The organism is Streptomyces lincolnensis (genome assembly GCF_001685355.1).
GTDB lineage: Bacteria > Actinomycetota > Actinomycetes > Streptomycetales > Streptomycetaceae > Streptomyces > Streptomyces lincolnensis.
The window spans coordinates 7,179,615-7,204,595 of sequence record NZ_CP016438.1 but is presented as its reverse complement, the minus strand read 5'-3'; the positions used below and the strand labels follow the sequence as shown (position 1 = coordinate 7,204,595).

Genomic DNA, 24,981 nt, shown 5'->3' with positions numbered 1-24,981 from the left:
GAGTCGTGTCCCTCGCTCCGCGTGATGGCTCAATCGCGCCAACTGCGGTAATTCACAAGGGCGTCAGGGTTCCCCCGGACGGCGGAACACCCCCGGTCAACACTCACGTCGACCTCCCCGTACGGAGATCATCGCCTGGCGTGTCAACTTCCAGCCGTCGCCGTGTCGTTCGACGTAACCAAGCGATCGGAGTTCGTACAGCCTCGCGATCGCGTCGTCCGGGGTGGTGAGCGCACCGCGCGCGATCTCCTCCACGGTCGCCGCCCGAGGGCCGGGCAGCGCGGCCAGGACCCGTCGGGCGGGTGCGTCCAGCAGGTCGCGGGGGAGCACGGGCCCACGGCGGTCCGGGGCCAGTTCCCCCATGTCGCCGACCAGTTCGACGACGTCGGCGGCGTCGGTGACCAGCACCGCGTCCTGCCGCAGGAGTTCGTGCACACCTGCCGACAGTCCACTGGTGGCCGGCCCGGGCACCCCTATCGTGTGACGGCCCAACCGCTGTGCCGCCCGTGCCGTGACGAGCGAACCGCTCCTGTGGGCCGCCTCGACGACCACGGTGCCCCGGGTGAGCGCCGCGATCACTCGGTTGCGCAGCACGAATCTGCTGGGCGTCGGATGGTCGCCGGGCGGCAACTCCCCCACCACCAGCCCCTGTTCCGCGATCCTGGTGATCAACTGCGTGTGTCCGCGCGGGTAGGGCCGGTCGACACCGCAGGCGAGGACGGCGACGGTGGCGCCGCCGGCCCCGAGGGCACCGCGATGGGCCGCGCCGTCGACCCCGTAGGCACCGCCGGACACCACGACCCAGCCGCGCTCGGCGAGGCCGGCGGCGAGGGTGGCCGCCATGTGGGCGCCGTACTCGGTGCAGGCGCGGGCGCCCACGACGGCCACCGACCGCAGCGCCCACATCCGCAGACTGGCCCGGCCCCGCACCCACAGCCCCAGGGGACGCGCGTCCCCCAGATCGTCGAGCTGCCCCGGCCACTCGCCGTCCCCGGGCGCCACGAACCGCACCCCGGCGTCCCGCGCCTCGGCGAGATCCCGCTCCGGCTCGGCCCGCCCGGCCCGGGCCACCAGTCCGGCCCACCGCTGTCCGCTCACCCCTGGCAGAGCGTCCTCGCCCGCCCGGAGCCTCCGCACCACCTCCCCCACCCCGAACTCGCGCACCCAGCGCCCGGCGACCTCGTCACCGGGCTCGATCACCCGAGCGAGGAAGACCCGCCCGAGCGCTTCGGTGTCCGGAGCGTCGTCGACGCTCATGTCAGCGCCCCGATGGCCATGGGGACACCGCGCGGCACCCCCGTGCGCAGTTGCAGGGCGAGGGCCACGTCCGTCGCGTCCGGGCGGTCGTGGCCGACGAGGTCGGCGACGGTCCAGGCCACCCGCAGGACCCGGTCGATCCCCCGGGCGGTCAGCACGCCCCGCTCCAGGTTCCGCTCCGCCTCGTCCATGGCCCCGGACACGGAGTGCCACCGACTGCGCAGCTCACGGCCGGGCACCTCGCTGTTGCTGCGCCACGGAGTCCCCTCCAGCCGGGCCGCCGCCCGTGCCCTGGCCTCCCGCACCCGGTCGGCCACCGTCGCCGTGGACTCCCCGCGAGCCGCGCGTCCCGTCAGTTCGGCGCGTGTGACGCGGTCCACCTCGACCCGGAGGTCGACCCGGTCGAGGAGCGGGCCGGACAGCCTGGCCTGGTAGCGCCGGATCGCCGAGGGCGGGCACTCGCACAGGTCGTTGGCGACGGAGAAGCGGCCGCACGGGCAGGGATTGGCCGCGAGCACCATCAGGAACCTCGCCGGGAAGCGCACGACGCCCGCACTGCGCGCGATCACCACGTGCCCCGCCTCCAGGGGTTGTCGCAGGGCGTCCAGGGCCTGGCTGTTGAACTCGGGGGTCTCGTCCAGGAAGAGAACCCCCCGATGGGAGAGCGAGACCGCACCGGGCCGTGCGATGCCCTGGCCGCCGCCGACCAGCGCCTGCATCGTCGCCGAGTGGTGCGGCGCGCAGTACGGGGCGACGTCGATCAGCGGCTTGCCCGGAGGCAGCAGGCCCGCCACCGAGTGCACCGCGGTGACCTCCAGCGACTCCTGCCGGCTGAGCCTGGGCAGGATGGCGGGCAGGCGCTCCGCCAGCATCGTCTTCCCGGCGCCCGGGGGCCCTTCCAGGAACAGGTGGTGCCCGCCCGCCGCGGAGACCTCCACCGCCGTACGAGCGGAGATCTGGCCGACGACGTCGGAGAGGTCGTGGCCGTGGTCGAGCTGGGCGGCTCCCATGCTGTGCATCCCGGTGGCCGCGCCCGTCCCCGGCACGCGCAGGCCGGCGAGGAGCGGGGCGGGACGGCTCGCGTCCTCCGGCTCCTCCTCGGGCACGGGTTCGTCCGCGAGGACAGCGATGAGCTGGCGCAGGCTGCGGACCCCCAGCACGGACACACCCGGCACCAACGAGGCCTCGGCGGCGGCGCACTCGGGGACAACCACCTGTTCGTATCCGGAGTCCGCCGCGGCGAGCACGGCCGGCAGGATGCCCCGGACCGGCCGCACCCGTCCGTCCAGGCCCAGCTCCCCGATCATCACGATGTCGGCGAGCACCCGGGGATCGATCCGCTCGGCGGCGCCGAGCACCGCACACGCGACGGCGAGATCGAATCCGGAGCCCGCCTTGGGCACGGACGCCGGGCTGAGTCCCACGGTCAGCTTCTTCTGCGGCCACTCCGCCCCGGAGTTCACCACCGCCGCCCGAACCCGGTCCCGGCTCTCCGTCAGGCTCTTGTCCGGCAGCCCGACCAGCGTGAACGCCGCGACCCCCGGTTCGAGGTCGGCCTGGACCTCGACCACCACGCCCTCGACGCCGACGAGCGCGACGGAGCAGGTACGTGCGAACCCCATGTCAGGCCACCCCCCGCGCGTGCTCGACGAGGGGCGCGCCGCGGCTGGGCAGCACGACGCCGACCAGGTCGATGCGGACGCCTCCCGGCGGTGCGCCTCCGTGGGCGTGGATCCAGCGTTCGGCGAGGCCCCGCAGGCGTTCGGCCTTCTCCGGGGTCACGGCGGCCATCGGGTGCTCGAAGGGACCCGCGCGCCGTGTCTTGACCTCGCAGACGACCAGGACGTCGCCGTCCCGGGCCACGATGTCGATCTCGCCCGTCCTGCCGCAGCGCCAGTTGCGCTCCAGGACCGTCATACCGGCCTCGACCAGCCGCCGCGCGGCCAGGGTCTCGCCGTACTTGCCGAGTGCGCTTCGTGCGTTCATGTCGGCACCACCTCCGGCGCCAACGATCACGCACCCCGGCCCACCGAGTTGATCTTGGTGGGTTACTCACCGGTTGTGGACAACTCCGTCACCCCGGCGAGGGACACTCACCCGTCGCTCAGCCTCCCGGGAGCTCCAGATCGCTCTTGTTCAGCTCCTCGATGTTCACGTCCTTGAACGTGAGTACCCGCACCTGTTTCACGAACCGAGCCGGCCGATACATGTCCCACACCCAGGCGTCCGCCATCGACACCTCGAAGAACACCTCACCCTGGACCGAGTGGACCTGCATCTCGTAGTCGTTCGTGAGGTAGAAGCGCCGCTCGGTCTCGATCACGTATTTGAACAGACCGACGACATCGCGGTACTCCCGGTAGAGCTTGAGCTCCATCTCGGTCTCGTACTTCTCGAGGTCCTCGGCGCTCATGGCATGTTCCCCTTCAGCCGTGCGGTCCCACCATTGTGCTCCAGTCCCATGAGCCCCTAGACGATCTCGGTGTCCAGGGTCACGGGCCCGGCCGGAGGACCTTCGTCGAGCAGCCTCTGCAACAGCTCGGCGAGTCTGGTCGGATACACCGTCTCATGTGACCGGCTCAGTTCCCGACACGTCCACCAGCGCGCTCCGGCGACGCTGCGCCGTTCCAGTTCGGTGAGGCCCGCGGGCGCGGTGGCCGTCCGAGTGGTACGGGCCAGGTAGTACCACTCGTCCTGGTCCCAGCGGCGGCCCGCGAACGGGAAGGAGCACATCCGCCGCCACAGCACCGGGCCGAGCTCGACCTCGGTGATGCCGGTCTCCTCGGCGAGTTCCCTGAGGGCGGCCTCTTCACGAGTCTCGTCGCCCTCCAGCCCGCCGCCGGGCGTGAACCACCAGTCGTCGGCCGGATCGCCCGGCTCGTGACCGTGCAGCAGGAGGATGCGGTCCCGCGGGTCGAGCAGCACCACCCGGGCGACCCTGCGCAGCCCGCCGCCCTCGAAGGAGCCGGTGTCCACGGCCTCAGTGGGCACCCGCGGGCTCCGTCCGGCTCGGGGACCGGCGGCCCCCGACCCGCTTGGCGACCGGGCCGTACGCGCCGCCGCCGAGGACGAGCACCCCGCCCACGACGATCAGCGTGAGGATCATGCGCAGCGGGCCGGGCGTGGAGAGGGCGCCGAGCGCCTCGAAGCCGGTGGGCCGCTCCAGCATGCCGTTCATGGGCCACGCGACGGCGTCCACGCGGGCCGACACGGCGTTCTGTGCCACCGTGCCCTGGGCCGCGTCGGTCAGGTGGGCCGTGGAGTCCAGGGAGCCCTGGCGCTCGTCCCCGAGGAGGAACAGCCGGCCCTTGGGCACGGTCACGGTCGGGAAGTTCGAGATCTCGGCCGCGGTGCCGGCGGGCAGATACGGTTCGTCGATCTGCTTGCCGTTCACGGTCAGCTTGCCCTCGGTGCAGCAGGCCACGGTGTCCCCGCCGACGGCGACCACCCGCTTGACGACGAAGGCGTTGGTCACCCAGGAGGTGTCCTTGAAGACGACCACGTCGCCCCGGCGTACCTCGGTGCCGTCCACGCGCTCGGCCAGCACCCGGTCACCGGCGTCGATCGTCGGCGTCATCGAGCTGGTGGGCACGGTGTAGGGCCGGTAGAGCACCGCTCCCCAGGCGAATCCCGCGGCGAACAGCACAAAGCCCAGTGCGACCGCCACCCCGGACAGAATGCGTCCGGTCCGGCTGCCCACCGGGCCCGTGCCAGTGCCACCGCTGCGCGGGGCTGTACGTGTCGTGCTCTCGCCACCCATGGGTCCGCACCCTACCCGGCGGTACCTGACCGGGTCAGCCCTCCCGGGCCGACCAAGGTCATCCGCCGGACGAGGCTTTAGCAAGGTTTGACGATCCGGGGGACCGCCCGGCCGAGCCGGACGGCCGAGGGCGCTCAGCGCTTCTCGTCGGCCCCGGCCTTCTTACGGCGCCACAGCGCCACCGGCACCACGCCGACGAGGGCGAGGGCGTTCGGCGCGACGGTGAGTGCGGCGGCGTTCAGGCCGTCCTGGCCGAAGGTGTCCGGGACCGGCAGCGTGCCCCAGCGGTTGATCGGCCATGCCTTCACGACGGCACGCCCGACGACCTCCTTGACCGGCACCATGCCGTGGAACTTGTCGTTCTGGTTGTAGCGCGAGTCCCGCGAGTTCTGCCGGTGGTCGCCCATCACCCAGATGAAGCCCTTGGGCACCTTCACCGTGAACTGGCCGCCCTGGTCGTCGACGCTGCAGGGGGTGTTGCCGGGGTAGACGTACGAGGCCTCGTTCAGCGCCTTGCCGTTGACCTTCACCGGGCCGCTGCCCTCGCACGAGACGGTGTCGCCGCCGACGCCGATGACGCGCTTGATCAGGTCCTTCTCCTCGGCGGACGGCATCAGGCCGACCCAGCTGAGGACCGTCTGCACGGCGTTCGGCTCCGGCGGCACCTCGCCCACCAGCCAGTTGGTGGGGTCGTGGAAGACAACCACCTCGCCGCGCTCGGGCTCGGAGCCGAACCACGGGGTCAGCTTGTCGACCAGGACGCGGTCACCCTCCTGGAGGGTGTTCTGCATCGAGTCGGACGGGATCGAGAACGCCTGCACCAGGAACGTCTTGATCAGCAGCGCGAGCACGAGCGCGATGCCGATCAGGATGGGCAGCTCCTTCCAGAAGGAGCGCGGCTTCTTCGGCTTGGGGGCCGAGCCGGACCCCTGGTCGTCCGTCCGGCTGTGCTCGGTCGCCGTGCCGTCCTCGGGCGCCCCGGGGTCATTCCCGGAGGTCACGGCGCCGTCCGCGGCCTCGACGGGGGTCTCCGCGGAGCCCCCGCGGTGTTCCTCGCCATCGTGCCCGGACCGTGCGCCTACCGCCACATCCCCCACGCCAACTCCTTACTCTGCGCCGCTGCCTGCCCCAGACACGGCGCAGGCCCACCACTCCCATAACGAGCGGGAGTTCCGCAGGGCTCGGGAGTTGAATCGATCGATTCGGATTGTCGGGTGCAACCCTAAGCGACGCCGGAGCGGCGGCGGTCGCCCCGGATGCCGAGTCGGCGACGGAAGCGTAGGTTTTCGGCTCCTTCAGCGAGGTCCAGTGACCGAACGGCCAGGCGATGACCATGGCCCGGCCGACCACCGAGTCCTCGGAGACCGTGCCGCCGTAGTCGGTGTCCTGGTGGGCGCGGGAGTCCGCGGAGTTGGCGCGGTGGTCGCCCATGACCCACAGCCGTCCCTGCGGGACGGTGATGTCGAACTCGGTCGTGGAGGGGGCGTTTCCGGGATAGAGGTAGTCCGTCTCGCTCAGGGGAACGCCGTTGACGGTGACCCGCCCCTCGGTGTCGCAGCACTTGACGCGGTCGCCGCCGACCCCGACGACCCGCTTGATCAGGTCCTTCTCGTTGTCGGACGGCAGCAGACCGATGAAGGTGAGACCTTCCTTGACCTGCTTGACGACGACGGGGTCGTCCTTCTTCGTGGTCGTCTGCTCGTCCTGGAGCCAGCCGCCGGGATCCTTGAACACGACGACGTCCCCGCGCGTCGGCCTGGAGCCGAACCACGGGGTGAACTTGTCGACCAGGACGCGGTCGCCGATCTGGATCGTCTGCTCCATCGAGCCGGACGGGATCACGAACGCCTGGACGAGGAAGGTCTTCAGGACGAGGGCTATCAGGACCGCGACGCCGACGAGGAGGGGTATCTCCTTGATCGCGGAGCGCCTGCGGCGGCGCTTGACCTTGCGCTGGAGCTTGCGCCGCTCGGCACGGCTGCGCCCGCCGGCCGGACCGGCGGCGGAGGTGCGTCGGGCCCCTGTGGGCAGCAGGTTGTCGGCCGCGCTGCTCGACGCGCCGCGCGGTTTGCCGCGGTTACCCATGGGCGCCCGCCGAGGTCCGCGCGCCGGGGGCGGGCACGCGCGCGTAGGCGTCGGGGCGGTGCAGGCGGGCGGTGTGGTCGGTGGGCCAGACGATCCAGTCGGCCCGGCCGATGACGTCGCCCACGGGGATCATGCCGCCGCCGGGTGAGCCCAGGTGGTCGCGGGAGTCGCTGGAGTCGCTGCGGTGGTCGCCGAGGACGAACAGGGTGCCCGCGGGCACGACGACGTCGAAAGGCACCGAGGACGGGCTGTCGCCGGGGTACAGGAACGTCGACTCGTCGACGGACCGGCCGTTCACCTCGATCCTCCCCTCCTTGTCACAGCAGACCACGTGGTCTCCCCCCACGCCCACGACGCGTTTGACGTAGTCCGCATCCCCGAAATACCCAGTTCCGTCGAAGACCACCACGTCACCGCGGACCGGTTCGGCACCGAAACGGTACGCCAACTTATTTACGAGAACGCGGTCCCCGATCCTCAATCCCTTTTCCATGGATCCGCTGGGAATCTGGAAGGGCTGCGCCACGAACGTGCTGAGCAGCAGCAGGAAGAGCAGGCAGACCAGCAGCGTCAGGGTGATCCGCCCGCCGGGGACCCATTCCGCGACCCGGGACACCAACGCGGAACGCGACCGGTCCTCCGGTCCCTCCGCGGCCGAGTGCTGCTCGGCTTCGGAAGGGCGGGAGGAGCGGTCGCGCTCCGTCGGCTGTGCTTCGGTGTCCATCGGGGCCAGATGCTATCCGGCCCCTTGGCGGACCCCTGAAGGCGAGATCAGTTCTCGCGCTTCTCCTTGATCTTCGCGGCCTTGCCGCGCAGCTCGCGCAGGTAGTACAGCTTGGCGCGACGCACGTCGCCCTTCGTGACGAGCTCGATCTTCTCGACGATCGGGGTGTGCACCGGGAAGGTGCGCTCGACGCCGACGGAGAAGGAGACCTTGCGGACCGTGAAGGTCTCGCGGACACCGGCGCCCTGGCGACGGATGACTACGCCCTTGAACTGCTGCACACGGGAGCGGTTGCCCTCGATGACGCGGACGTGGACGTTGACGGTGTCACCCGGGCGGAAGGCCGGGACGTCGCTGCGCAGCGACGCGGAGTCGACGGTTTCGAGCAGGTTGGACATGGCGTCTGCTTTCTTCGCTGATGCCACAGGTCATCAACGGGAGATAGGTTTCTGAAGGATGCTGTCCACGTCGGGGCGGGCGTCGTGTCCCCCTGTGGCAGGGGCGCACGCCGGACGGCGCACAACAGCGACCTATTGTTCCATGCCCTCTGGCCTGCGCCAAAATCGGCCGTGCGGCTCCCCCTCGGGGTCCGGCGCCCAGCCCAGGATGGAGAGCATCTCGCGGTCCTTCTTGTCGAAGGCCTTGGGGTCGCACGTCTCGATCAGGTCGGGCCGGTTGGCGGCCGTCCGCCTGAGCGCCTCGTCGCGCCGCCAGCGGGCGATCTTCCCGTGGTGCCCGCTGAGCAGCACGTCCGGGATTTCACGGCCGCGCCACTCGGGCGGCTTGGTGTAGACGGGCCCCTCCAGGAGGTTGGCCATGGCCCCGGGCGCGAAGGAGTCGTCCCGGTGGGACTCGGCGTTGCCCAGGACACCGGGCAGCAGCCGCGCCACGGCCTCCGTGACGACCAGTACGGCCGCCTCCCCGCCGGCGAGGACGTAGTCGCCGATGGAGACCTCGTAGACCGGCATCCGGGTCGCGTACTCGTCGATGACCCGGCGGTCGATGCCCTCGTAGCGGGCGGGCGTGAAGACCAGCCAGGGCCGCTCGGAGAGCTCCACGGCGAGTTCCTGGGTGAACGGCCGGCCGCTCGGCGTGGGGACGATGAGGGCGGGCGCGTGGGAGCCCGCCTCGTAGCCGTCGGCCAGCACGGAGTCCAGCGCGTCGCCCCAGGGCTCGGTCTTCATGACCATGCCGGGGCCGCCGCCGTACGGGGTGTCGTCGACGGTGTTGTGACGGTCGTAGGTCCAGGCGCGCAGATCGTGCACCCGCACGTCCAGCTGTCCACGCGCGCGTGCCTTGCCGACGAGGGAGACGTTCAGGGGGTCGAGGTACTCGGGGAAGATCGTGACGACGTCGAGGCGCATCCGCTACGACTCTTCCCGCGACGAGGCGATCTCCGCCTGGTCGTCGATGAGACCGGGGGGCGGGTCGATGACCGCCCTCTGCTCCTCCAGGTCGATCTCGGTGACGATCTTCTCGACGAACGGGATCATCACCTCGCTGCCGTCGGACCGCTCGACGATGAAGAGGTCCTGGGAGGGCAGGTGCGAGATCTCGGTGATCCGGCCCACCTCGACGCCGTCCTTGGTCACGACGTCGAGATCCATGAGCTGGTGGTCGTAGTACTCGTCCTCCTCCTCGGGCAGCTCCTCCGGGTCGACCTCGGCGATGAGGAGGGTGTTGCGCAGCGCTTCGGCGGCGGTCCGGTCACGGACGCCCTCGAAGCGCAGCAGGAGGCGACCGCTGTGGACGCGGCCCGTCTCGATGGTGAGCGGGCCGGTGGCGGCCGGCTCGGTGGCCAGGACGGCGCCGGGGGCGAGCCTGAGCTCAGGTTCGTCGGTACGGACCTCGACGGTGACCTCGCCCTTGATGCCGTGGGCCCGGCCGATGCGAGCGACTACCAGCTGCACTTCTCTAGATCTCCTGTCATACGGCCGTCCTTACGACGTCGGGCCGGGGACGGCCCAGTGGCCCTCCCCGGCCCGAGCCGGTGCTGCGTTTGGCGTCAGCGGACGTGGTCCACGTCGACGAGGTCGACGCGGACACCGCGGCCGCCGATGGCGCCCACGACGGTACGCAGGGCGCGTGCGGTGCGGCCATTGCGGCCGATCACCTTGCCGAGGTCGTCGGGGTGGACCCGGACCTCCAGCACCCGCCCGCGCCGCAGGTTGCGCGAGGCGACCTGCACATCGTCAGGGTTGTCGACGATGCCCTTCACGAGGTGCTCGAGAGCCTCCTCGAGCATGCTCAGGCCTCGGTCGACGCGGACTCAGCGGGAGCCTCGTCCTTCTTCTCAGCCTTCTTCTTCTGGGTGATCGCCTCACCCTTGCCCTCGTCGTCGCCGCCGAGAGCCTCGAACAGCGGACGCGCGGCCTTCTCGGCCGGCTGGAGCAGCGGAGCCGGGGCGGGCTCGCCCTTGAACTTCTGCCAGTCGCCGGTCTTCTTCAGGATGGCGAGGACGGGCTCGGTCGGCTGAGCGCCGACGGAGAGCCAGTACGCCACACGCTCGGCGTCGACCTCGATGCGCGAGGGGTTCTGCACCGGGTGGTACAGACCGATCTCCTCGATCGCACGGCCGTCACGGCGCGTGCGGGAGTCGGCGACAACGATGCGGTAGTGAGGCGCGCGGATCTTGCCCAGACGCTTCAGCTTGATCTTGACTGCCACGGAAGTGGTGTCTCCTGGTCTTGACGTGGTTGGGCACGGCGAGATTGCCGCGTGGGGTTGCGGTACCCGAGTGCCCGATGGACGCGTCAGCCGGAGGAGAGAGGGGTCCTGTGCGGCTGTCGAGTACAGCTAGCCATTGTGCCACACCCGGCGGGTCGCCTCGGACCGAGCCCACGGTGAGGCACGCCTGAGCGGCACCCGGCGCTGTGCTGGACACAGGCCGGGTGCACGGCCGGGCGCTCGCGGGGTGCCGCCCGATCACGGGAGCACCCCGCCCGAGGCGTCGTCCTCGACCGGCAGCCACGAGATGCCGGTGCTGGATCGGCCGCCTCAGCTCGCCGCCGCGCCCACGACCTCCGGGATGCGGAACGGCTTCCCGCAGCCGCCGCAGACGATCGGGGCCTGGGCCAGGACCGAGGGGACGACGCGGACATTGCGGCCGCAGTCGCAGACCGCCTTGACCCGGACGCCGCCCCCGGAGGAGCCGTGCCGGGCGGCCGGACCGCGGAAGGAGCGGGCCGTGTCGGCCGCGGTCGCCGCGGTGTGCGCCTTGAGGGCGCGCTGGAGGTGTTCGATGGTCGGGCGGTAACGACGCTTCGCCTCGGGGGTGAGCGTGACCAGTGAGAAGCCGCTGCTGGGGTGCGGCTCCTCGGGGTGGTCCAGGCCCAGCTCCTCGGCGATCGCGAGGAATCTGCGGTTGTGGTAGCGGCCGGCACGGGAGGTGTCGCGGATGCCGCGCGAAGCGGCGATGCCATGGACTGCCTCGTGAAGCAGTCGCTCGAAGGAGAGTTCGTGACCGCACGCGGACGACGACTCCCCGATCAGGGACTCTGGCGCGGCAAGGTCCGGCAGCTCGGGGTGGTACCGCTGAATGTCGGCCCACGCCTGTGCCAGCTCTGCGGCGAGAACAGGTGGTGTCTGTGTCGTGCTCACGTAATGACAACGAGCCAGGGTGCCGCTGTGTTCCTATTCCGGGGCATCCCAAATAATTTGCACGTACCCGTCAGTTGCCGCTGATGCGTCCTGACGAGGGCGGGTGCGCTGATCTGCGGAGAAGCCTCGCAGCTCGTCACAAGCTGGTGCGTAGTGTGAAGTACGACCCGGCGCGTAGATCGTGTCCACGCGCCGGTGCGGCTGTGGTCGGCCGGTGCGCAAGGGGCGTTTCGGCCGCTCTCCCGCCGGAAGGCCGTCACCTCAGTAAGCGCGCGCGACGATCGCGACGTTACCGGGAGCGTCGTCGGCGTCGGGCACCGCCCCGTCCTCGGTGACCAGACACCGTACGGTCGCCGCGTGTTCCCCCAGCCTGGCCTCGCCCTCTTCGCCGAGGACCGCCCAGGGGATGCGTGCCCAGCCGCCGGCGACGGCCACCTCGACGGCCTCGTCGACCGTCGCCACCTCGGTCGTCCGGGACGCGCGGCGCTCCCGGGCCTGGGCCAGCAGGAGCGCCTGGTCCTCCTCCAGGATCCCGGGAAGCAGGGCCACCAACGAGTCCAGGGAGACCGGCTCCTTGCCGCCGGGGATCCGGCGGGCCAGCATCGCGGTGCCGTTCTCCAGGTCACGGGGCCCGATCTCGATCCGTACGGGGACGCCCTTGAGTTCCCAGTCGACGGCGCGGCGGCCGAAGGGGGTGTCCACCCGGTCGTCGACCTGGACCCGGACGCCCGCCGCCTTCAGCCGGTCGCCGACCTCGCGGACCTTGGCCAGAACCTGTTCGTCGCCCTTGATGGCGAGAACCACCACCTGGGTCTGGGCCAGTCGCGGCGGGACACGCAGTCCGTTGTCGTCGCCGTGCATCATCACCAGGGCGCCGATCATGCGGGTGGTCGAGCCCCAGGAGGTCTGCCAGACCAGTTCCTGGGTGCCGTCCTTCGACAGGTACGAGGTGTTGAAGGCCTTGGCGAAGTTCTGGCCCAACTCGTGGCTGGTGGCCATCTGGAGGGCCTTGCCGTCGCCCATCATGCCTTCGAGCGTGAGGGTGTTGACAGCACCGGCGAACCGCTCCTTGACGGTCTTGCGGCCGGGGACGACATCCATCGCGAGGACATTGACCATGAAGTCCTCGTAGACCTCGCGGTGGATGTGCGCGGCGAAGTCGCGGGCGTCCTCGTAGGTGGCGTGCGCGGTGTGCCCCTCCTGCCACAGGAACTCGGTCGTACGCAGGAACAGCCGCGGCCTCAGTTCCCAACGGACCACGTTCGCCCACTGGTTGATCAGCAGGGGCAGGTCGCGGTAGCTCTGCACCCACTTGGAGAAGTAGTCGTTGATGATCATCTCGGAGGTGGGGCGGACGACCGCCGGCTCCTCCAGTTCCTTGCCGCCGCCGTGGGTGACGACCGCGAGTTCCGGCGCGAAGCCCTCGACATGGTCGGCCTCGCGGGTGAGGTACGACTGCGGGATCAGGAGGGGGAAGTACGCGTTCTGGGTGCCCGTCGCCTTGATACGGGCGTCCATCTCGGCCTGCATCCGCTCCCAGAGGCCGTACCCGTACGGTCGGATGACCATGGTGCCGCGCACCGGACCGTTGTCGGCCAGCTCGGCCTTGTTGATCAGATCCTGGTACCAGCGGGGGAAGTCGTCCGCCCGCGGCGTGAGAACGGGTGCCTTGGCCATGGCGTGATCGTACGGGCCCACGTTGCCGGGATGTGAATTCTCGCCACTCGCACAGCGAACCCACAAGCCGGGGCCCGACAACCCCTGGACGAGCGGTCGAGTGCGGAGTTACCTGGCATACGGGGGGAGTGCGAGCGCACTGGCACGGGGGCCATGGAAACGGGCACAGGGGAAACTCTCGGCGGATTGGGGCGCTTACCTATGACACCTACGCTCGTGCGGCAGCACCGGTCGTCCGCGGGAGGGGTATCCCGCGCGGACCGCGATGCACGCGCGCGTGACTGGTCCGAGATCCAGGAGCGGATGCTGGTCCCGCTCTACGAGGCCGTCTACGAGCGACTGGAGGTCGGTCCGGCGACCCGGGTGCTGGGCCTCGGCTGCGGCAGCGGGCTCGCCCTGCTGATGGCGGCCGCCAGAGGAGCCACGGTGACCGGCGTCGACGAGTCCCGCCCCGAACGGCTGGCTCTCGCGCGCCAACGGCTGCTGCCGGAGACCTGGGGCACGCGCCCGCGCGGCGACACCCGGCTCGCCGAAGGCACGCCCGAGGACGTGGCCGACGCGGACTCACCCGCGTACACCCTGGTGACCTCCTTCGAGCCCATCGGGTGTCTGGCGGGTGACTCGGAGGGACTCGGGGAACGGCTCGCCTCGGCGGTGCCGATCGCCGAGCGGGGGGCGCCCGTGGTGCTGGCCGGCTGGGGTCCGCCGGAGCGCTGCGCCACGTCGTCCGTGCTGCGGGTGGCCACCAAGCTGGCGGATCCGCTGCGCAGCACCGGCAGTTGGCGCCCCGCCCTCCGCGACGACCTGGAGGAGGTCGCCCACCGGGCCGGGCTCGAACCGGACGGCTCCGGCCGGGTCGCCTGCCCGTTCGGATACGCCGACGTGGACAGCGCGGTACGGGGACTGCTCTCGACGGGACTCTTCGACGCGGCGATCGCGGCGACCGACCAGGTACAGGTGAACAAGGAGCTCACGGAGTCCCTGCACCCGCACCAGCGCCGGGACGGCACGGTGTGGATGCCGAACGTGTTCCGGTATCTGATCGCACGGGTGCCCTAGGGCGACGGGCGCCAGGACCGGCAGCCCCTAGCCGTCGGTCTCCTTGCGCAACCGTGTGACCCCCGCGATCCGGTACGCCTCCTTCTCCTCCAACGTCTCGTTCGCCAGCAGGGCTTCGGCGAGGGCGTCCAACTGGTCGCGGTGGTCGCGGAGTTCGCGGCACGCCTCGTCGTAGCACTCGTCGACGATCCGTCGCATCTCGGCGTCGATCACGTCGAGGGTCTGGGGTGCGGCGGCGAGGCCGTACGCCTGCTGGGCGTCGTTGGGGAGGGCGGAGAGGCGGCCGACGCGGTCGCTCATGCCCCAGCGGGCGACCATGCCGCGGGCGATGCCCGTGACCTGTTCGAGGTCGTTCTCGGCACCGGTGGTGATCACGCCGTAGACGACCTGTTCGGCCGCCATGCCGCCGAGGGCGCCGATGATCCGGCCGCGCAGGTAGTCCTCGGTGTACGCGTACTTGTCCGCGTCCGGCGTCGAGAGCGTCACGCCGAGCGCCCTGCCGCGCGGGACGATGGTGATCTTGCGGACCGGGTCGGCGCCGGGTCGCAGCATGCCGAGCAGGGCGTGTCCGCTCTCGTGGTAGGCGGTGCGCCGGCGCTCCTCCTCGGGCATCACCAGCGGGCGTTCGGCGCCCAGTTGGACCTTCTCCAGCGCCTCCGAGAGGTCGCTCTGCGTGACCCGCTCCTGCTGGCGCTTGACCGCGAGCAGGGCGGCCTCGTTGGCGAGGTTGGCCAGTTCGGCGCCGGTCATGCCGGGGGTCGTGCGGGCGACCTGGGCGAGGTCGACGTCCTCGGCGAGCGGGATCGCGCGGGTGTGGATCTCCAGGATGGCCTCGCGGCCGCCGCGGTCGGGGGGCGAGACCATGACCACCCGGTCGAAGCGGCCGGGGCGGGTCAGGGCCGGGTCCAGGACGTCGGCCCGGTTGGTCGCGGCGATCACGATGACGCCCTCCGAGCCGGAGAAGCCGTCCATCTCGGTGAGGATCTGGTTCAGCGTCTGCTCGCGCTCGTCGTGGCCGCCCATGCCGGAGCCGCCGCCGCGGGCCCGGCCGATGGTGTCGATCTCGTCGATGAAGATGATCGACGGGGCCACCTTGCGGGCCTCGGCGAACAGTTCCCGCACCCGCGAGGCGCCGACACCGACGATCATCTCGATGAACTCGGAGGCGGACGCGGAGAAGAACGGCACGCCCGCCTCACCGGCCACCGCGCGGGCCAGCAGCGTCTTGCCGGTGCCGGGCGGCCCCGCCAGCAGTACGCCCCGCGGCATCTTGGCGCCCATACGGCGATAGGCGTCCGGGTTCTTCAGGAAGTCGACGACGTCGTTGAGCTCGCCCTCGACCTCGTCGATGCCGGCCACGTCCTGGAAGGTGGTGCGCTTCTCCCCCGCCTCCAGCTCGACCGGCTTGGGCGGGGCCTTGCGGCCGAGCATGCCGCCCGCGCCGCCCATGCCCGCGCGCATCCGCCGGGCGATGACGATCCACAGCACGACGAGGATCAGCATCGGGGCGAGGGCGATCAGCAGATTGGCCAGAAAGCTGCGCTGCTGGACGACCGGCTCGGCCGTGACGGTGACGTCGTGCTTGGTCAGGTCCTCCCAGAGCCGGTCGTCCGCGAAGGTCGGCCGCTCGGTCTTGAACTTGGTGTAGGTCCCGTCGCCCTCGGGGTTGTCCTGCGCCTTCTTCAGCTGGCCCTGGATGGCGTCGCCCTTGGCGTAGATCTTGGTGACGTTGCCGTCGTCGACCTGCCTGCTGAACTCGGTGTAGGAGATCGTCGGCTCGTCACCGTCGTTGAAGAACGACAGCACCAGGTTGGCGATCAGGTACACGACCAGAGCGGTCAGGACCAGGTTCCACCAGCCGCCGCGCATCTTCCGTCCGCCCGGTGACGGCTTCGGCGGCTCCTCGGGGGTGCCTTCGGTACGCCAGGGCTGGTCGGGCGACTTGCGCGGCGGCGCAGGGTTGGTCATATCGGGACGTTACGACACGGACCAACCCTTGGCATGCGCAGAAAATGACCTCAGCCCATGAACTCGGACCTCAGCCCATGACCGTGGACCTCAGCCCATGAACTTCTTGAACTCGTCCGGCAGCTCGAAGTCCTGAGGCTGCTGCTGGCCGGGCACACCGAAGGCACCGCCCTGGGCCGCCGCGGCGCGACGGTCGGCCTCCTCCTGCTCCTGCTGCTTGCGCTTCATCGGGTTGCCGGAGCGCTGCTTGCCCTTGGCCTTCTTCACCTGCTTCTTCTGCCGGCCGGGGCCGCCGCCCATGCCCGGCACCCCGGGCATCCCCGGCATGCCGCCGCCCTGGGCCATGCGGGACATCATCTTGCGGGCCTCGAAGAACCGCTCGACCAGGTTCTTGACCGCACTGACCTCGACACCGGAGCCCTTGGCGATACGGGCGCGGCGCGAGCCGTTGATGATCGTCGCGTCCTGGCGCTCGGCCGGGGTCATCGACTTGATGATCGCGGCCGTGCGGTCGACGTCCCGCTCGTCCAGGTTGTTGATCTGGTCCTTGATCTGGCCCATGCCCGGGAGCATGCCGAGCAGCTTGGAGATGCTGCCCATCTTCCTGACCTGTTCCATCTGGGCCAGGAAGTCGTCCAGGGTGAAGTCCTGGCCCTTCTTGGACGCCAGCTTGGAGGCCATCTGAGCGGCCTCTTCCTGGCTGAACGTCTTCTCCGCCTGCTCGATCAGGGTGAGCAGGTCACCCATGTCGAGGATGCGGGAGGCCATCCGGTCCGGGTGGAAGGCGTCGAAGTCCTCGAGCTTCTCGCCGTTCGACGCGAACATGATCGGCTTGCCGGTGATCTGCCGGATCGACAGGGCCGCACCACCGCGGGCGTCACCGTCGAGCTTGGAGAGCACCACGCCGTCGAAGCCGACGCCGTCACGGAAGGCCTCGGCGGTGTTGACCGCGTCCTGACCGATCATCGCGTCGACGACGAAGAGGATCTCGTCCGGAGAGACCGCGTCCCGGATGTCCGCGGCCTGCCGCATCATGTCCTGGTCGATGCCCAGGCGGCCGGCGGTGTCCACGATCACGATGTCGTGGACCTTCGACTTCGCGTGCTCGATGGAGTCCTTGGCGACCTTGACCGGGTCGCCCACGCCGTTGCCCGGCTCGGGGGCGAAGACGGCGACCTCGGCGCGGTCGGCGACCACGCTGAGCTGGTTGACGGCATTGGGACGCTGGAGGTCGGCGGCGACCAGGAGGGGCGAGTGGCCCTGCTCCTTGAGCCAGCGGCCGAGCTTGCCCGCGAGGGTGGTCTTACCGGCACCCTGGAGACCCGCGAGCATGATCACGGTCGGGGGCTGCTTGGCGAAGCGCAGGCGCCGGGTCTCGCCGCCGAGGATCGTGACGAGCTCGTCGTTGACGATCTTCAGGACCTGCTGGGCCGGGTTCAGCGCCTTGGAGACCTCGGCGCCGAGGGCCCGCTCCTTGACGTTCTTGATGAACGTCCGGACGACCGGCAGCGCCACGTCCGCTTCGAGGAGGGCGATGCGGATCTCGCGCGCGGTGGCGTCGATGTCCGCCTCGGAGAGCCGTCCCTTGCCGCGCAGGTTCTTGAAAGTCGCTGAGAGGCGATCGGAAAGAGTATCGAACACGGCGGCGTCGGTCCTCGGAGTCGGTGGCAGTGTGAGCGTCTTCCAGGGTATCGGGCCCCGCAAGACAATCGTCCCCGCCCGGCGCATACCGCGGGCGAGGACGGGGGCATGGCCCCTCGCGGGGTCACCCCCGCAGCGTCTCCTCCAGCTTGCGTGCCACGCTCGCCGCCTCCTCGCTCGGCAGCGGTGTCCCCTCGTGGCCGGTCACGTAGAAGGCGTCGACGGCGTTCGCGCCCAGCGTGGACACGTGCGCGCTGCGGGTGCGGACACCGGCGTCCTCCAGGGCCCTGCCGATCCGGAACAGCAGCCCCGGGGCATCCTGAGCGCGCACCTCGATGACGGTGGCGTGGCGGGAGGCGGCCGGGGCGACCGTCACCCGCGGCGGGGGCGCCACGACGCCCCGGCGGCGCGGATAGGCGGCGTCGCGTTCGGCGAGGCGGCCGGCGATGTCCAGCGAGCCGTCCAGGGCGCGCACGAGATCGGCGCGCAGCCGGGCGGCCTGGGGCAGCGAGCCGTACTGGGCGGCGACCCGCCAGTTCAGCAGCAGGACCGAGCCCTCGACGCCGTCGGGCAGTGCCAGGGTGCTCAGTTCGGCGGTGCGGACCGTGAGGCGGTGCATGGCGAGGACGCCGGCGACCGCGGGCAGCACGCCCGACTGGTCGGGGACGGCGATCAGCAGCTCCACGCCGAGCGGCTCCGGGTCCGCGGCCGGCTGGTCCTCGGTGGGCGCCGGCGCCTCGGTCTGCGCGCGCAGCGACAGCACCGGGCTGCCGGTGGCGATCGCCTCGATGGCGAGCCGCTCCTGCTCGGCGGTGGGCACGGCGTCCCCGGGGTCATCCGGTTCGTCACCGGCGAGCACCGCCGAGACCCGCTTGACCAGGTCGGCGACGAGCGAGCCCCGCCAAGACGACCAGGCGGCCGGGCCGGTGGCCAGCGCGTCCGCCTCGGTCAGCGCGTGCAGCAGTTCCAGGGTGCTCTGCGAGCCGACCGCCTCGGCGACCGAGCGCACGGTGGCCGGGTCCTCCAGGTCACGCCGGGTGGCGGTGTCGACGAGCAGCAGGTGATGGCGTACGAGGGTGGAGAGCACCGTGACGTCCGTGCGGTCGAAGCCGATCCGGGCGGCCACGTCCTTGGCGATGATCTCGCCGGCCACGGAGTGGTCGCCGGGCCAGCCCTTGCCGATGTCGTGCAGCAGCGCGGCGACCAGGAGCAGGTCGGGGCGGTGGACGCGGCGGGTGAACTCGGAGGCGCACACCGCCGTCTCGATCAGGTGCCGGTCGACGGTCCAGATGTGCACGGCGTTGCGCTGCGGGCGGCAGCGGACCCGCTCCCAGTCGGGCAGCAGGCGGGTGATCAGGCCCTCGGCCTCCAGCGCCTCCCACACGTCGATGGTGGGCCGGCCCGAGCCGAGCAGGGTGACCAGCTGTTCCCGGGCCTCCGCGGGCCAGGGCGTGGGCAGCGGGCGGGCACCGGCGGCCATGCGGCGTACGGCGTGCAGGGAGAGCGGGAGCCCCGCCTGTGCGGCGGCGGCCGCGGCACGCAGCGGGAGCACGGGGTCGCGGTCGGGGCGGGCGGCACGGGCGAGCACCACCTCGCCGTCCTGCTCCACCACCCCTTCCGCCAGCGGGGAGCGCTCGGCGACCTGCTTGCCGCCCCCCAGCATGGCGCGCAGCCGCGGCCGCACGGCGCGCGATTTGAGTACGCGTCCCACTTCGCGCCAGGTGACGTCACTGGCGTACGAGATGACCCGCGCCGCCTCGTACACCTGGCGCAGCAGGGTGTCGGCGTCCAACAGCCCCAGTTCGGCGGCGACCTGGTCCTGTTCCTGGAGGGCGAGCCGGTCGGTGGCGCGTCCGGTGGCGAGATGCAGGGCGTCACGGACGTCGAGGAGCCGGCGCCGGGCGTCGTCGAGGCCCTCGCGGGGGGCGTCGGCCAGCCAGGAGGCGGCGACGGCACGCAGCGCGGTGGCGTCCCGCAGTCCGCCGCGGGCTTCCTTGAGGTCCGGCTCCAGGAGGTACTGGAGTTCGCCCTGGCGTTCGGCGCGCTCGGCGCACAGTTCCTGGAGTTCGGGCAGGCGCTTGGGCGCCTGGTTGCGCCAGTCGGCGAGGACGGCGGTGCGCAGTCCGGCGGTGAGGCCGAGGTCGCCCGCGATGTGCCGGGCGTCCAGCAGGCCGAGCTGTGCCTTCAGGTCCTCGGCGGCGGTCTTGCGGGCCTCGGCCGGGGTGCGGACCGAGTGGTCGAGGGCGAGGCCCAGATCCCACACGGGGTACCAGATGCGGTCGGCCAGGGCGGCCACCGCGGCCGAGTCGCCGCCGTCGTGCAGCAGGACGAGGTCCAGGTCGCTGCGGGGGGACAGCTCGCCTCTGCCGTAGCCGCCGACGGCGACCAGGGAGACTCCGCGCAGCCCCTCGGCGCCCGCGGCGAACAGCCCGGACAGCCAGTCGTCCGTCAGTTCGGAGAGCGCCGTACGGCGCGGCGGCCCGGACCGCGCCCCCTCCTGGAGGAGGCGCAGCCGGGCCGCCGCATAGCCGCTGGGTCCCGAGTCCTCTACGTCCTTGTGCACGTCCGTGCTCGTCACCCAGCAGCTCCTGTTCGGTTCTTCTCTTCGGTCAGAGCGCGTCCGGGCCGCGCTCGCCGGTGCGTACCCGGACGGCGGTCTCGACCGGGAGGGACCAGACCTTGCCGTCGCCGATCTTGCCGGTGCGGGCCGCCTTGACGATGACGTCGATGAGGCCCTCGGCGTCGTCGTCCTCGGCCAGCACCTCGATGCGGATCTTCGGCACCAGGTCGACGGTGTACTCGGCACCACGGTAGACCTCGGTGTGGCCCCGCTGACGACCGTAGCCGCTCGCCTCGGTGACCGTCAGTCCGTGGACCCCGAAGGCCTGGAGGGCTTCCTTGATCTCGTCGAGCCGGTGCGGCTTGACGACGGCGGTGATGAGCTTCATGCGTCCACCTTCTTGCCTGCTCCTGCGCCGACCGGGGCGGGGGCGGCGGCCTTGGCGGAACCGCCACCGGCGCCGCTGAAGTCGTATGCGGTCTCGGCGTGCTCGGCCTGGTCGATGCCGGCCACCTCCTCGTCCTCGGCGACCCGCATACCGATGGTCTTGTCGAGGATGAGGGCGAGGATCGCGGAGACGATCAGCGAGTAGGCGAGGACACCGCCGACACCGGCGAGCTGCTTCCACAGCTGGGCCCACTCGTGCTTGCCGTAGAAGACACCGGCCACGTCGGACTGGCCCTTGCCGCTGGCGAAGAAGCCGATCAGGACCGAGCCGACGACACCGCCGACGAGGTGGACACCGACGACGTCGAGGGAGTCGTCGTAGCCGAACTTGTACTTCAGGCCGACGGCCATGGCGCACAGGACACCGGCGATGGCGCCGACGCAGATCGCGCCGATCGGGGTGACCGCACCACCGGACGGGGTGATGGCGACCAGACCGGCGACGGCACCGGAGGCGGCGCCCAGCGTGGTGAACGCGCCGTGGCGGATCTTCTCGTAGACGAGCCAGGCCAGCATGGCGGCGGCGGTGGCGATCTGCGTGTTGACGAACATCAGGGAGCCGACGCCGTCGTCGTTGCCGAGCCAGGAACCGGCGTTGAAGCCGAACCAGCCGAACCACAGCAGACCGGCGCCGAGCATGACCAGCGGGAGGCTGTGCGGGCGCATGGGGTCGCGCTTGAAGCCGACGCGCTTGCCGATGACCAGGATCACGCCGAGGGCCGCGGCACCGGCGTTGATGTGGACCGCCGTACCACCGGCGAAGTCGATCACGCCCATGTCGAAGGCCCAGCCGCCCTCACCCCAGACCCAGTGGGCGACGGGGAAGTACACGACGGTGGCCCACAGCGCGATGAACAGCGCCCAGGCGCTGAACTTCACGCGGTCCGCCAGCGCGCCGCTGATCAGGGCGGGCGTGATGATCGCGAACATCAGCTGGAAGACGAAGAAGACGAGCAGCGGGATGTTGTACGTGCCCCACAGTTCGCCCTTGTCGACGCCACTGAGGCCCACCCAGTCGGAGTTCCAGCCGATGAGGCTGCCGGAGTCCGTACCGAAGGCCATGGAGAAGCCGTAGAGCGTCCACAGGATGGTGACGATCCCGAGGCTGATGAAGCTCATCATCAGCATGTTCAGGGTGCTCTTGACGCGGACCATGCCTCCGTAGAAGAAGGCCAGTCCCGGGGTCATGAGCATCACCAGGGCGGAACAGATGAGCATGAAACCTGTGTTGGCGGGCGACAGCTCTACCTTGTCTGCCGCCATCATGATGGCTGGTGCCATCGGCGTCTCCTCGTCATTGGTACGGCCCCGTGCGGGCGAAGCCTGAGCGGATTGAGGGGCGGGCCGGTTATGCGGCAAGAGATTGGCGCAGCGCCGTTTCGGTGGACGCCCCTCGTTGTTTCGCCGCCGTGACGAAGGCACTCCGGGTGTTACACGTAGATGAACTGGCGGAATTGGGCCGCGTTGATCGTTATCGTGGCGCAACCTTCGGCCGGAGAACGCAGCCGACCGCGACCGGCCTTCCGATGACCTGGCAATGGGGGAGCCGAGTCGGGCAGTTCGGGAGGGCCGGCCGCGGCCGGGTCTCGGGGGTTCTCCTGCGGTGTCAGACCGCCTCCGCGGTCTCGGGCAGCTCGATGGCGAGCTGGTCGGTGAGGTGGATGACCTCGGCGAGGTCACCGAAATCGCGTACGGCCGTGTCGACCGTCTTTCGGATACGAGTGTTGACCCGCTCGGAGCGGACCTTCTTGGCGATCTGCATGGCCTCGGCGGCCAGCACGGTGCTCTGTTCGGGCTCGCGCCGCAGCAGGTGCACCGTGGCCATGCCGATCAGGTTCAGTGCGTACGACCGCTGGTGTTCGTCGTCCTTGGCGAAGAGCTCGACGGCCCGCTGCATCAGGGGCTCGGCCAGGGAGGCGTAGGTGGGGCTGCGACCGGCGACATAGGCGAGGTCGCGGTAGGAGTGGGAGTTCTCGCCGTAGAGCTCGGCCTCGGAGAAGAAGCGGATCCAGTCGGGGTCGGGCTCGTCCCACTCGTCGGCCTCACCGAAGGTGTCCTCGGCCATCCGGACCGCCCGCTTGCACTTACCGGGCTGGCCCATGTTGGCGTAGGCGCGGGCCTCCATCGCATACAGCATCGACTGGGTGCGCGGGCTCGCGCAGTCGCGGCTGCCGTACTGCGCGAGGTGGATCAGCTCCAGCGCGTCCTCGGGCCGCCCGAGGTGGATCATCTGGCGGCTCATGCTGGACAGGACATAGGAGCCGAGCGGCTTGTCCCCGGCTTCCTTGGCCGCGTGCAGGGCGAGGACGAAGTACTTCTGCGCGGTGGGCTGGAGCCCGACGTCGTACGACATCCAGCCGGCCAGTTCGGCGAGCTCGGCGGCGACCTTGAACAGCTTGCGGGTGGTGGCCTCGGGCTGCGGCTCCTGGAGCAGGTCGGTCACCTCGTGCAGCTGGCCGACGACCGCCTTGCGGCGCAGACCGCCGCCGCACTGGGCGTCCCACTGGCGGAACATCGCCGTCGTCGACTCCAGGAGGTCCAGCTCGGGCTTGGAGAGCCGGCCGCGGCGGGCCGACGACGGAGCCGGCTCGGGCTCGTGCCGCGGGACGGAGGGCGCCGGCACCAGCCAGCGCTGCATGGGCTCGATGAGGGACGGGCCCGCGGACAGGACCAGCGAGGTTCCGAGGAAGCCGCGCCGCGCCAGCATCAGGTCGCTGCGCGAGAACTCGCTGAGCAGGGCCACCGTCTGCGGGCCCGTCCAGGGCAGGTCGACACCGGTCGCGGAGGGTGACTGGCGGGCGGCGCGCAGTCCGAGATCCTCGACGGAGACGACACAGCCGAACCGCTCCGAGAACAGCTCGGACAGGATCCTGGGGATGGGTTCGCGGGGATTCTCACCGTCCAGCCAGCGGCGCACGCGCGAGGTGTCGGTGGAGATGTGGTTGGCCCCCAGCTGGCGGGCCCGCCGGTTGACCTGGCGGGCCAGCTCGCCCTTGGACCAGCCGCTGCGCACGAACCATGAAGTGAGCAGCTCGTTGGGGCGCTTGTCCGTGGTGCCGGCATTCGTCGCGTTCGTACCGCCATCGCCGTTGCCGCTCACTGGAACGCCCCCATCCCTGAGACCACTTGTCACTGAGTGCGCCAAGCCTTATCAGAATGCCGGTAAATAGGGCCGTCCGTCCGGCAGTTGTCACCCTTCGAACGAGAACCCGACTTGCCTCCGGCATACCCACAAGTGCATGTGCCCCCAGGACTCGTGCACTCAAAGTAATCCTACGATCACTGGTCCAGCCATGGCGATCCCGGAAACGCCACCATTCGCCACCCCTTCGAATGAACTCACGGTCGCCTCCACACGATTCACTTGACATAGACCGACCGGGGGTGGGCGGAGCGATGCACTCAGGGGCGCACGCGGCCGAGCACACCACCCGGGACGCATCCGAGCGCCAGGTGTTCACCGCACCGGCGACGGAGAGTCACAGTTCGCGTTCGTCACGTAACCACCGGCGCGCGGGACACGTTGGAGGGGACATGGGCTTCACGATCGGCGGCATTCGGGAGATCCGCTCCGGTTCACGTCGGCGCGGTCGCTCGTCGGAGTGCACCGCGGTCGCCGAGTTCACCGGGCTCTGGGGCTGGGACGTCGTCCCGGGCGCACGGGCCGCGGCCGGCGACTGTTCGTGCGGGCGGGCCGACTGCGCCGCCCCCGGCGCGCATCCCCTCGACTTCGCGCCCCCCGTTCCGGCGGGCGCCACCCTCGACGAGGTCACCAGGACCTGGGCCGAGTTCCCCGGCGCCGCGGTGATGCTGCCGGTCGGCCGGGCGTTCGACGTGATCGAGGTCGCCGAGTCCGCCGGGCGCCGCGCCCTGGTCCGCCTCGAACGCATGGGCCTCCCCCTCGGCCCGGTGACCGCCACCCCCGAGGGTCGCGCCCACTTCTTCGTCGCCCCCGGCGCCGCCACCGAACTCCCCGAGCTGCTCTACCGCATGGGCTGGGACGACCCGACCTCCCTCGACCTGCACGGCCTCGGCCCCGGCACCCACATCACCGCTCCCCCGTCCGACCGCGCCGGCCTGGGCCCGGCCCGCTGGCTCCGCCCCCCGGCCCTGGACACGGCGACCAAGCCCCCGGCGGCGAGGCTGCTGCTGGGGACGCTGGCCTACGTGGCCCACCGGTCGCGGGCATAGGCCCACGGCGCA

Annotated in this window: 24 protein-coding genes; 2 read left to right on the top strand and 22 right to left on the bottom strand. The window is 70.8% G+C overall.

Going from position 1 to position 24,981, the window contains the following annotated elements:
- Window positions 1-96 precede the first annotated feature (96 nt).
- The 16 genes from dprA to proS all read right to left on the bottom strand — a co-directional run bounded on the left by dprA (window position 97) and on the right by proS (window position 13,103).
- Entirely contained in the window at window positions 97-1,257 is a 1,161-nt protein-coding gene (gene dprA, locus SLINC_RS32180; RefSeq protein ID WP_067440465.1) for a DNA-processing protein DprA, read from the bottom strand.
- Entirely contained in the window at window positions 1,254-2,879 is a 1,626-nt protein-coding gene (locus SLINC_RS32175; protein ID WP_067440462.1) for a YifB family Mg chelatase-like AAA ATPase, read from the bottom strand. Before SLINC_RS32175 ends, dprA begins: the two co-directional genes overlap by 4 nt.
- 1 nt (window position 2,880) lies before the next feature.
- Window positions 2,881-3,243, bottom strand: coding sequence for a YraN family protein (locus tag SLINC_RS32170; protein WP_067440459.1), 363 nt, complete (start codon window positions 3,241-3,243; stop codon window positions 2,881-2,883).
- A gap of 118 nt (window positions 3,244-3,361) precedes the next feature.
- The gene (locus SLINC_RS32165; protein ID WP_003965949.1) at window positions 3,362-3,670 is read right to left on the bottom strand and encodes a DUF2469 domain-containing protein; all 309 of its coding nucleotides are present in this window, start codon (window positions 3,668-3,670) and stop codon (window positions 3,362-3,364) included.
- Between the two features lie 56 nt (window positions 3,671-3,726).
- The gene (locus SLINC_RS32160; protein ID WP_067440456.1) at window positions 3,727-4,248 is read right to left on the bottom strand and encodes an NUDIX hydrolase; all 522 of its coding nucleotides are present in this window, start codon (window positions 4,246-4,248) and stop codon (window positions 3,727-3,729) included.
- Window positions 4,238-5,017: a signal peptidase I gene (lepB, locus tag SLINC_RS32155; protein ID WP_067440453.1), complete on the bottom strand. Its 780-nt coding sequence runs from the start codon at window positions 5,015-5,017 to the stop codon at window positions 4,238-4,240. Before lepB (SLINC_RS32155) ends, SLINC_RS32160 begins: the two co-directional genes overlap by 11 nt.
- Before the next feature lie 134 nt (window positions 5,018-5,151).
- Window positions 5,152-6,114 (bottom strand): signal peptidase I, encoded by a 963-nt coding sequence (lepB, locus tag SLINC_RS32150; protein ID WP_079164838.1) that lies wholly within the window; start codon window positions 6,112-6,114, stop codon window positions 5,152-5,154.
- Window positions 6,002-7,102, bottom strand: a complete 1,101-nt coding sequence (gene lepB / locus SLINC_RS32145) for a signal peptidase I (RefSeq protein WP_067440450.1) — start codon at window positions 7,100-7,102, stop codon at window positions 6,002-6,004. The genes lepB (SLINC_RS32150) and lepB (SLINC_RS32145) overlap by 113 nt, the downstream gene beginning before the upstream one ends.
- The gene (gene lepB / locus SLINC_RS32140) at window positions 7,095-7,826 is read right to left on the bottom strand and encodes a signal peptidase I (protein WP_067440447.1); all 732 of its coding nucleotides are present in this window, start codon (window positions 7,824-7,826) and stop codon (window positions 7,095-7,097) included. Before lepB (SLINC_RS32140) ends, lepB (SLINC_RS32145) begins: the two co-directional genes overlap by 8 nt.
- A gap of 47 nt (window positions 7,827-7,873) precedes the next feature.
- The gene (gene rplS / locus SLINC_RS32135) at window positions 7,874-8,224 is read right to left on the bottom strand and encodes a 50S ribosomal protein L19 (protein WP_067440444.1); all 351 of its coding nucleotides are present in this window, start codon (window positions 8,222-8,224) and stop codon (window positions 7,874-7,876) included.
- Window positions 8,225-8,356: 132 nt separating this feature from the next.
- Window positions 8,357-9,190 carry a tRNA (guanosine(37)-N1)-methyltransferase TrmD gene (gene trmD / locus SLINC_RS32130; protein WP_067440441.1) on the bottom strand — a complete coding sequence of 278 codons (834 nt, stop codon included), beginning with the start codon at window positions 9,188-9,190 and terminating at the stop codon, window positions 8,357-8,359.
- A gap of 3 nt (window positions 9,191-9,193) precedes the next feature.
- Window positions 9,194-9,736 carry a ribosome maturation factor RimM gene (gene rimM / locus SLINC_RS32125; protein WP_067440438.1) on the bottom strand — a complete coding sequence of 181 codons (543 nt, stop codon included), beginning with the start codon at window positions 9,734-9,736 and terminating at the stop codon, window positions 9,194-9,196.
- Window positions 9,737-9,831: 95 nt separating this feature from the next.
- A complete protein-coding gene (locus tag SLINC_RS32120; protein WP_003973401.1) occupies window positions 9,832-10,071 on the bottom strand; it encodes an RNA-binding protein in 240 nt (79 codons plus the stop codon).
- A 2-nt stretch (window positions 10,072-10,073) separates the two neighbouring features.
- The gene (gene rpsP, locus SLINC_RS32115) at window positions 10,074-10,493 is read right to left on the bottom strand and encodes a 30S ribosomal protein S16 (RefSeq protein WP_067440436.1); all 420 of its coding nucleotides are present in this window, start codon (window positions 10,491-10,493) and stop codon (window positions 10,074-10,076) included.
- 330 nt (window positions 10,494-10,823) lie between these two features.
- Window positions 10,824-11,426, bottom strand: a complete 603-nt coding sequence (locus SLINC_RS32110; protein WP_067440433.1) for a hypothetical protein — start codon at window positions 11,424-11,426, stop codon at window positions 10,824-10,826.
- 261 nt (window positions 11,427-11,687) lie between these two features.
- Entirely contained in the window at window positions 11,688-13,103 is a 1,416-nt protein-coding gene (proS, locus tag SLINC_RS32105; RefSeq protein WP_067440430.1) for a proline--tRNA ligase, read from the bottom strand.
- Window positions 13,104-13,304: 201 nt separating this feature from the next.
- On the opposite strand from proS, the gene SLINC_RS32100 reads away from it, so the two are divergent.
- Window positions 13,305-14,162, top strand: a complete 858-nt coding sequence (locus tag SLINC_RS32100; protein ID WP_079164837.1) for a class I SAM-dependent methyltransferase — start codon at window positions 13,305-13,307, stop codon at window positions 14,160-14,162.
- Window positions 14,163-14,189: 27 nt separating this feature from the next.
- Here the strand turns inward: SLINC_RS32100 and ftsH are convergent, their stop codons facing one another.
- The 6 genes from ftsH to nsdA all read right to left on the bottom strand — a co-directional run bounded on the left by ftsH (window position 14,190) and on the right by nsdA (window position 23,878).
- Entirely contained in the window at window positions 14,190-16,130 is a 1,941-nt protein-coding gene (gene ftsH / locus SLINC_RS32095) for an ATP-dependent zinc metalloprotease FtsH (RefSeq protein WP_067440424.1), read from the bottom strand.
- Between the two features lie 90 nt (window positions 16,131-16,220).
- On the bottom strand, window positions 16,221-17,771 hold the full coding sequence (gene ffh / locus SLINC_RS32090) for a signal recognition particle protein (RefSeq protein WP_067440421.1): 1,551 nt from the start codon (window positions 17,769-17,771) through the stop codon (window positions 16,221-16,223).
- A 124-nt stretch (window positions 17,772-17,895) separates the two neighbouring features.
- Complete coding sequence (locus SLINC_RS32085) at window positions 17,896-20,349, bottom strand: [protein-PII] uridylyltransferase (protein WP_067440418.1); 2,454 nt, start codon at window positions 20,347-20,349, stop codon at window positions 17,896-17,898.
- Window positions 20,350-20,380: 31 nt separating this feature from the next.
- On the bottom strand, window positions 20,381-20,719 hold the full coding sequence (locus SLINC_RS32080) for a P-II family nitrogen regulator (protein ID WP_006379495.1): 339 nt from the start codon (window positions 20,717-20,719) through the stop codon (window positions 20,381-20,383).
- A complete protein-coding gene (locus SLINC_RS32075; protein ID WP_067440415.1) occupies window positions 20,716-22,059 on the bottom strand; it encodes an ammonium transporter in 1,344 nt (447 codons plus the stop codon). Before SLINC_RS32075 ends, SLINC_RS32080 begins: the two co-directional genes overlap by 4 nt.
- A gap of 325 nt (window positions 22,060-22,384) precedes the next feature.
- Entirely contained in the window at window positions 22,385-23,878 is a 1,494-nt protein-coding gene (nsdA, locus tag SLINC_RS32070; RefSeq protein ID WP_067440412.1) for a transcriptional repressor NsdA, read from the bottom strand.
- A 434-nt stretch (window positions 23,879-24,312) separates the two neighbouring features.
- Here nsdA and SLINC_RS32065 point away from each other — a divergent pair, with 434 nt between their 5' ends.
- On the top strand, window positions 24,313-24,969 hold the full coding sequence (locus SLINC_RS32065; RefSeq protein ID WP_067440409.1) for a bifunctional DNA primase/polymerase: 657 nt from the start codon (window positions 24,313-24,315) through the stop codon (window positions 24,967-24,969).
- Window positions 24,970-24,981 lie beyond the last annotated feature (12 nt).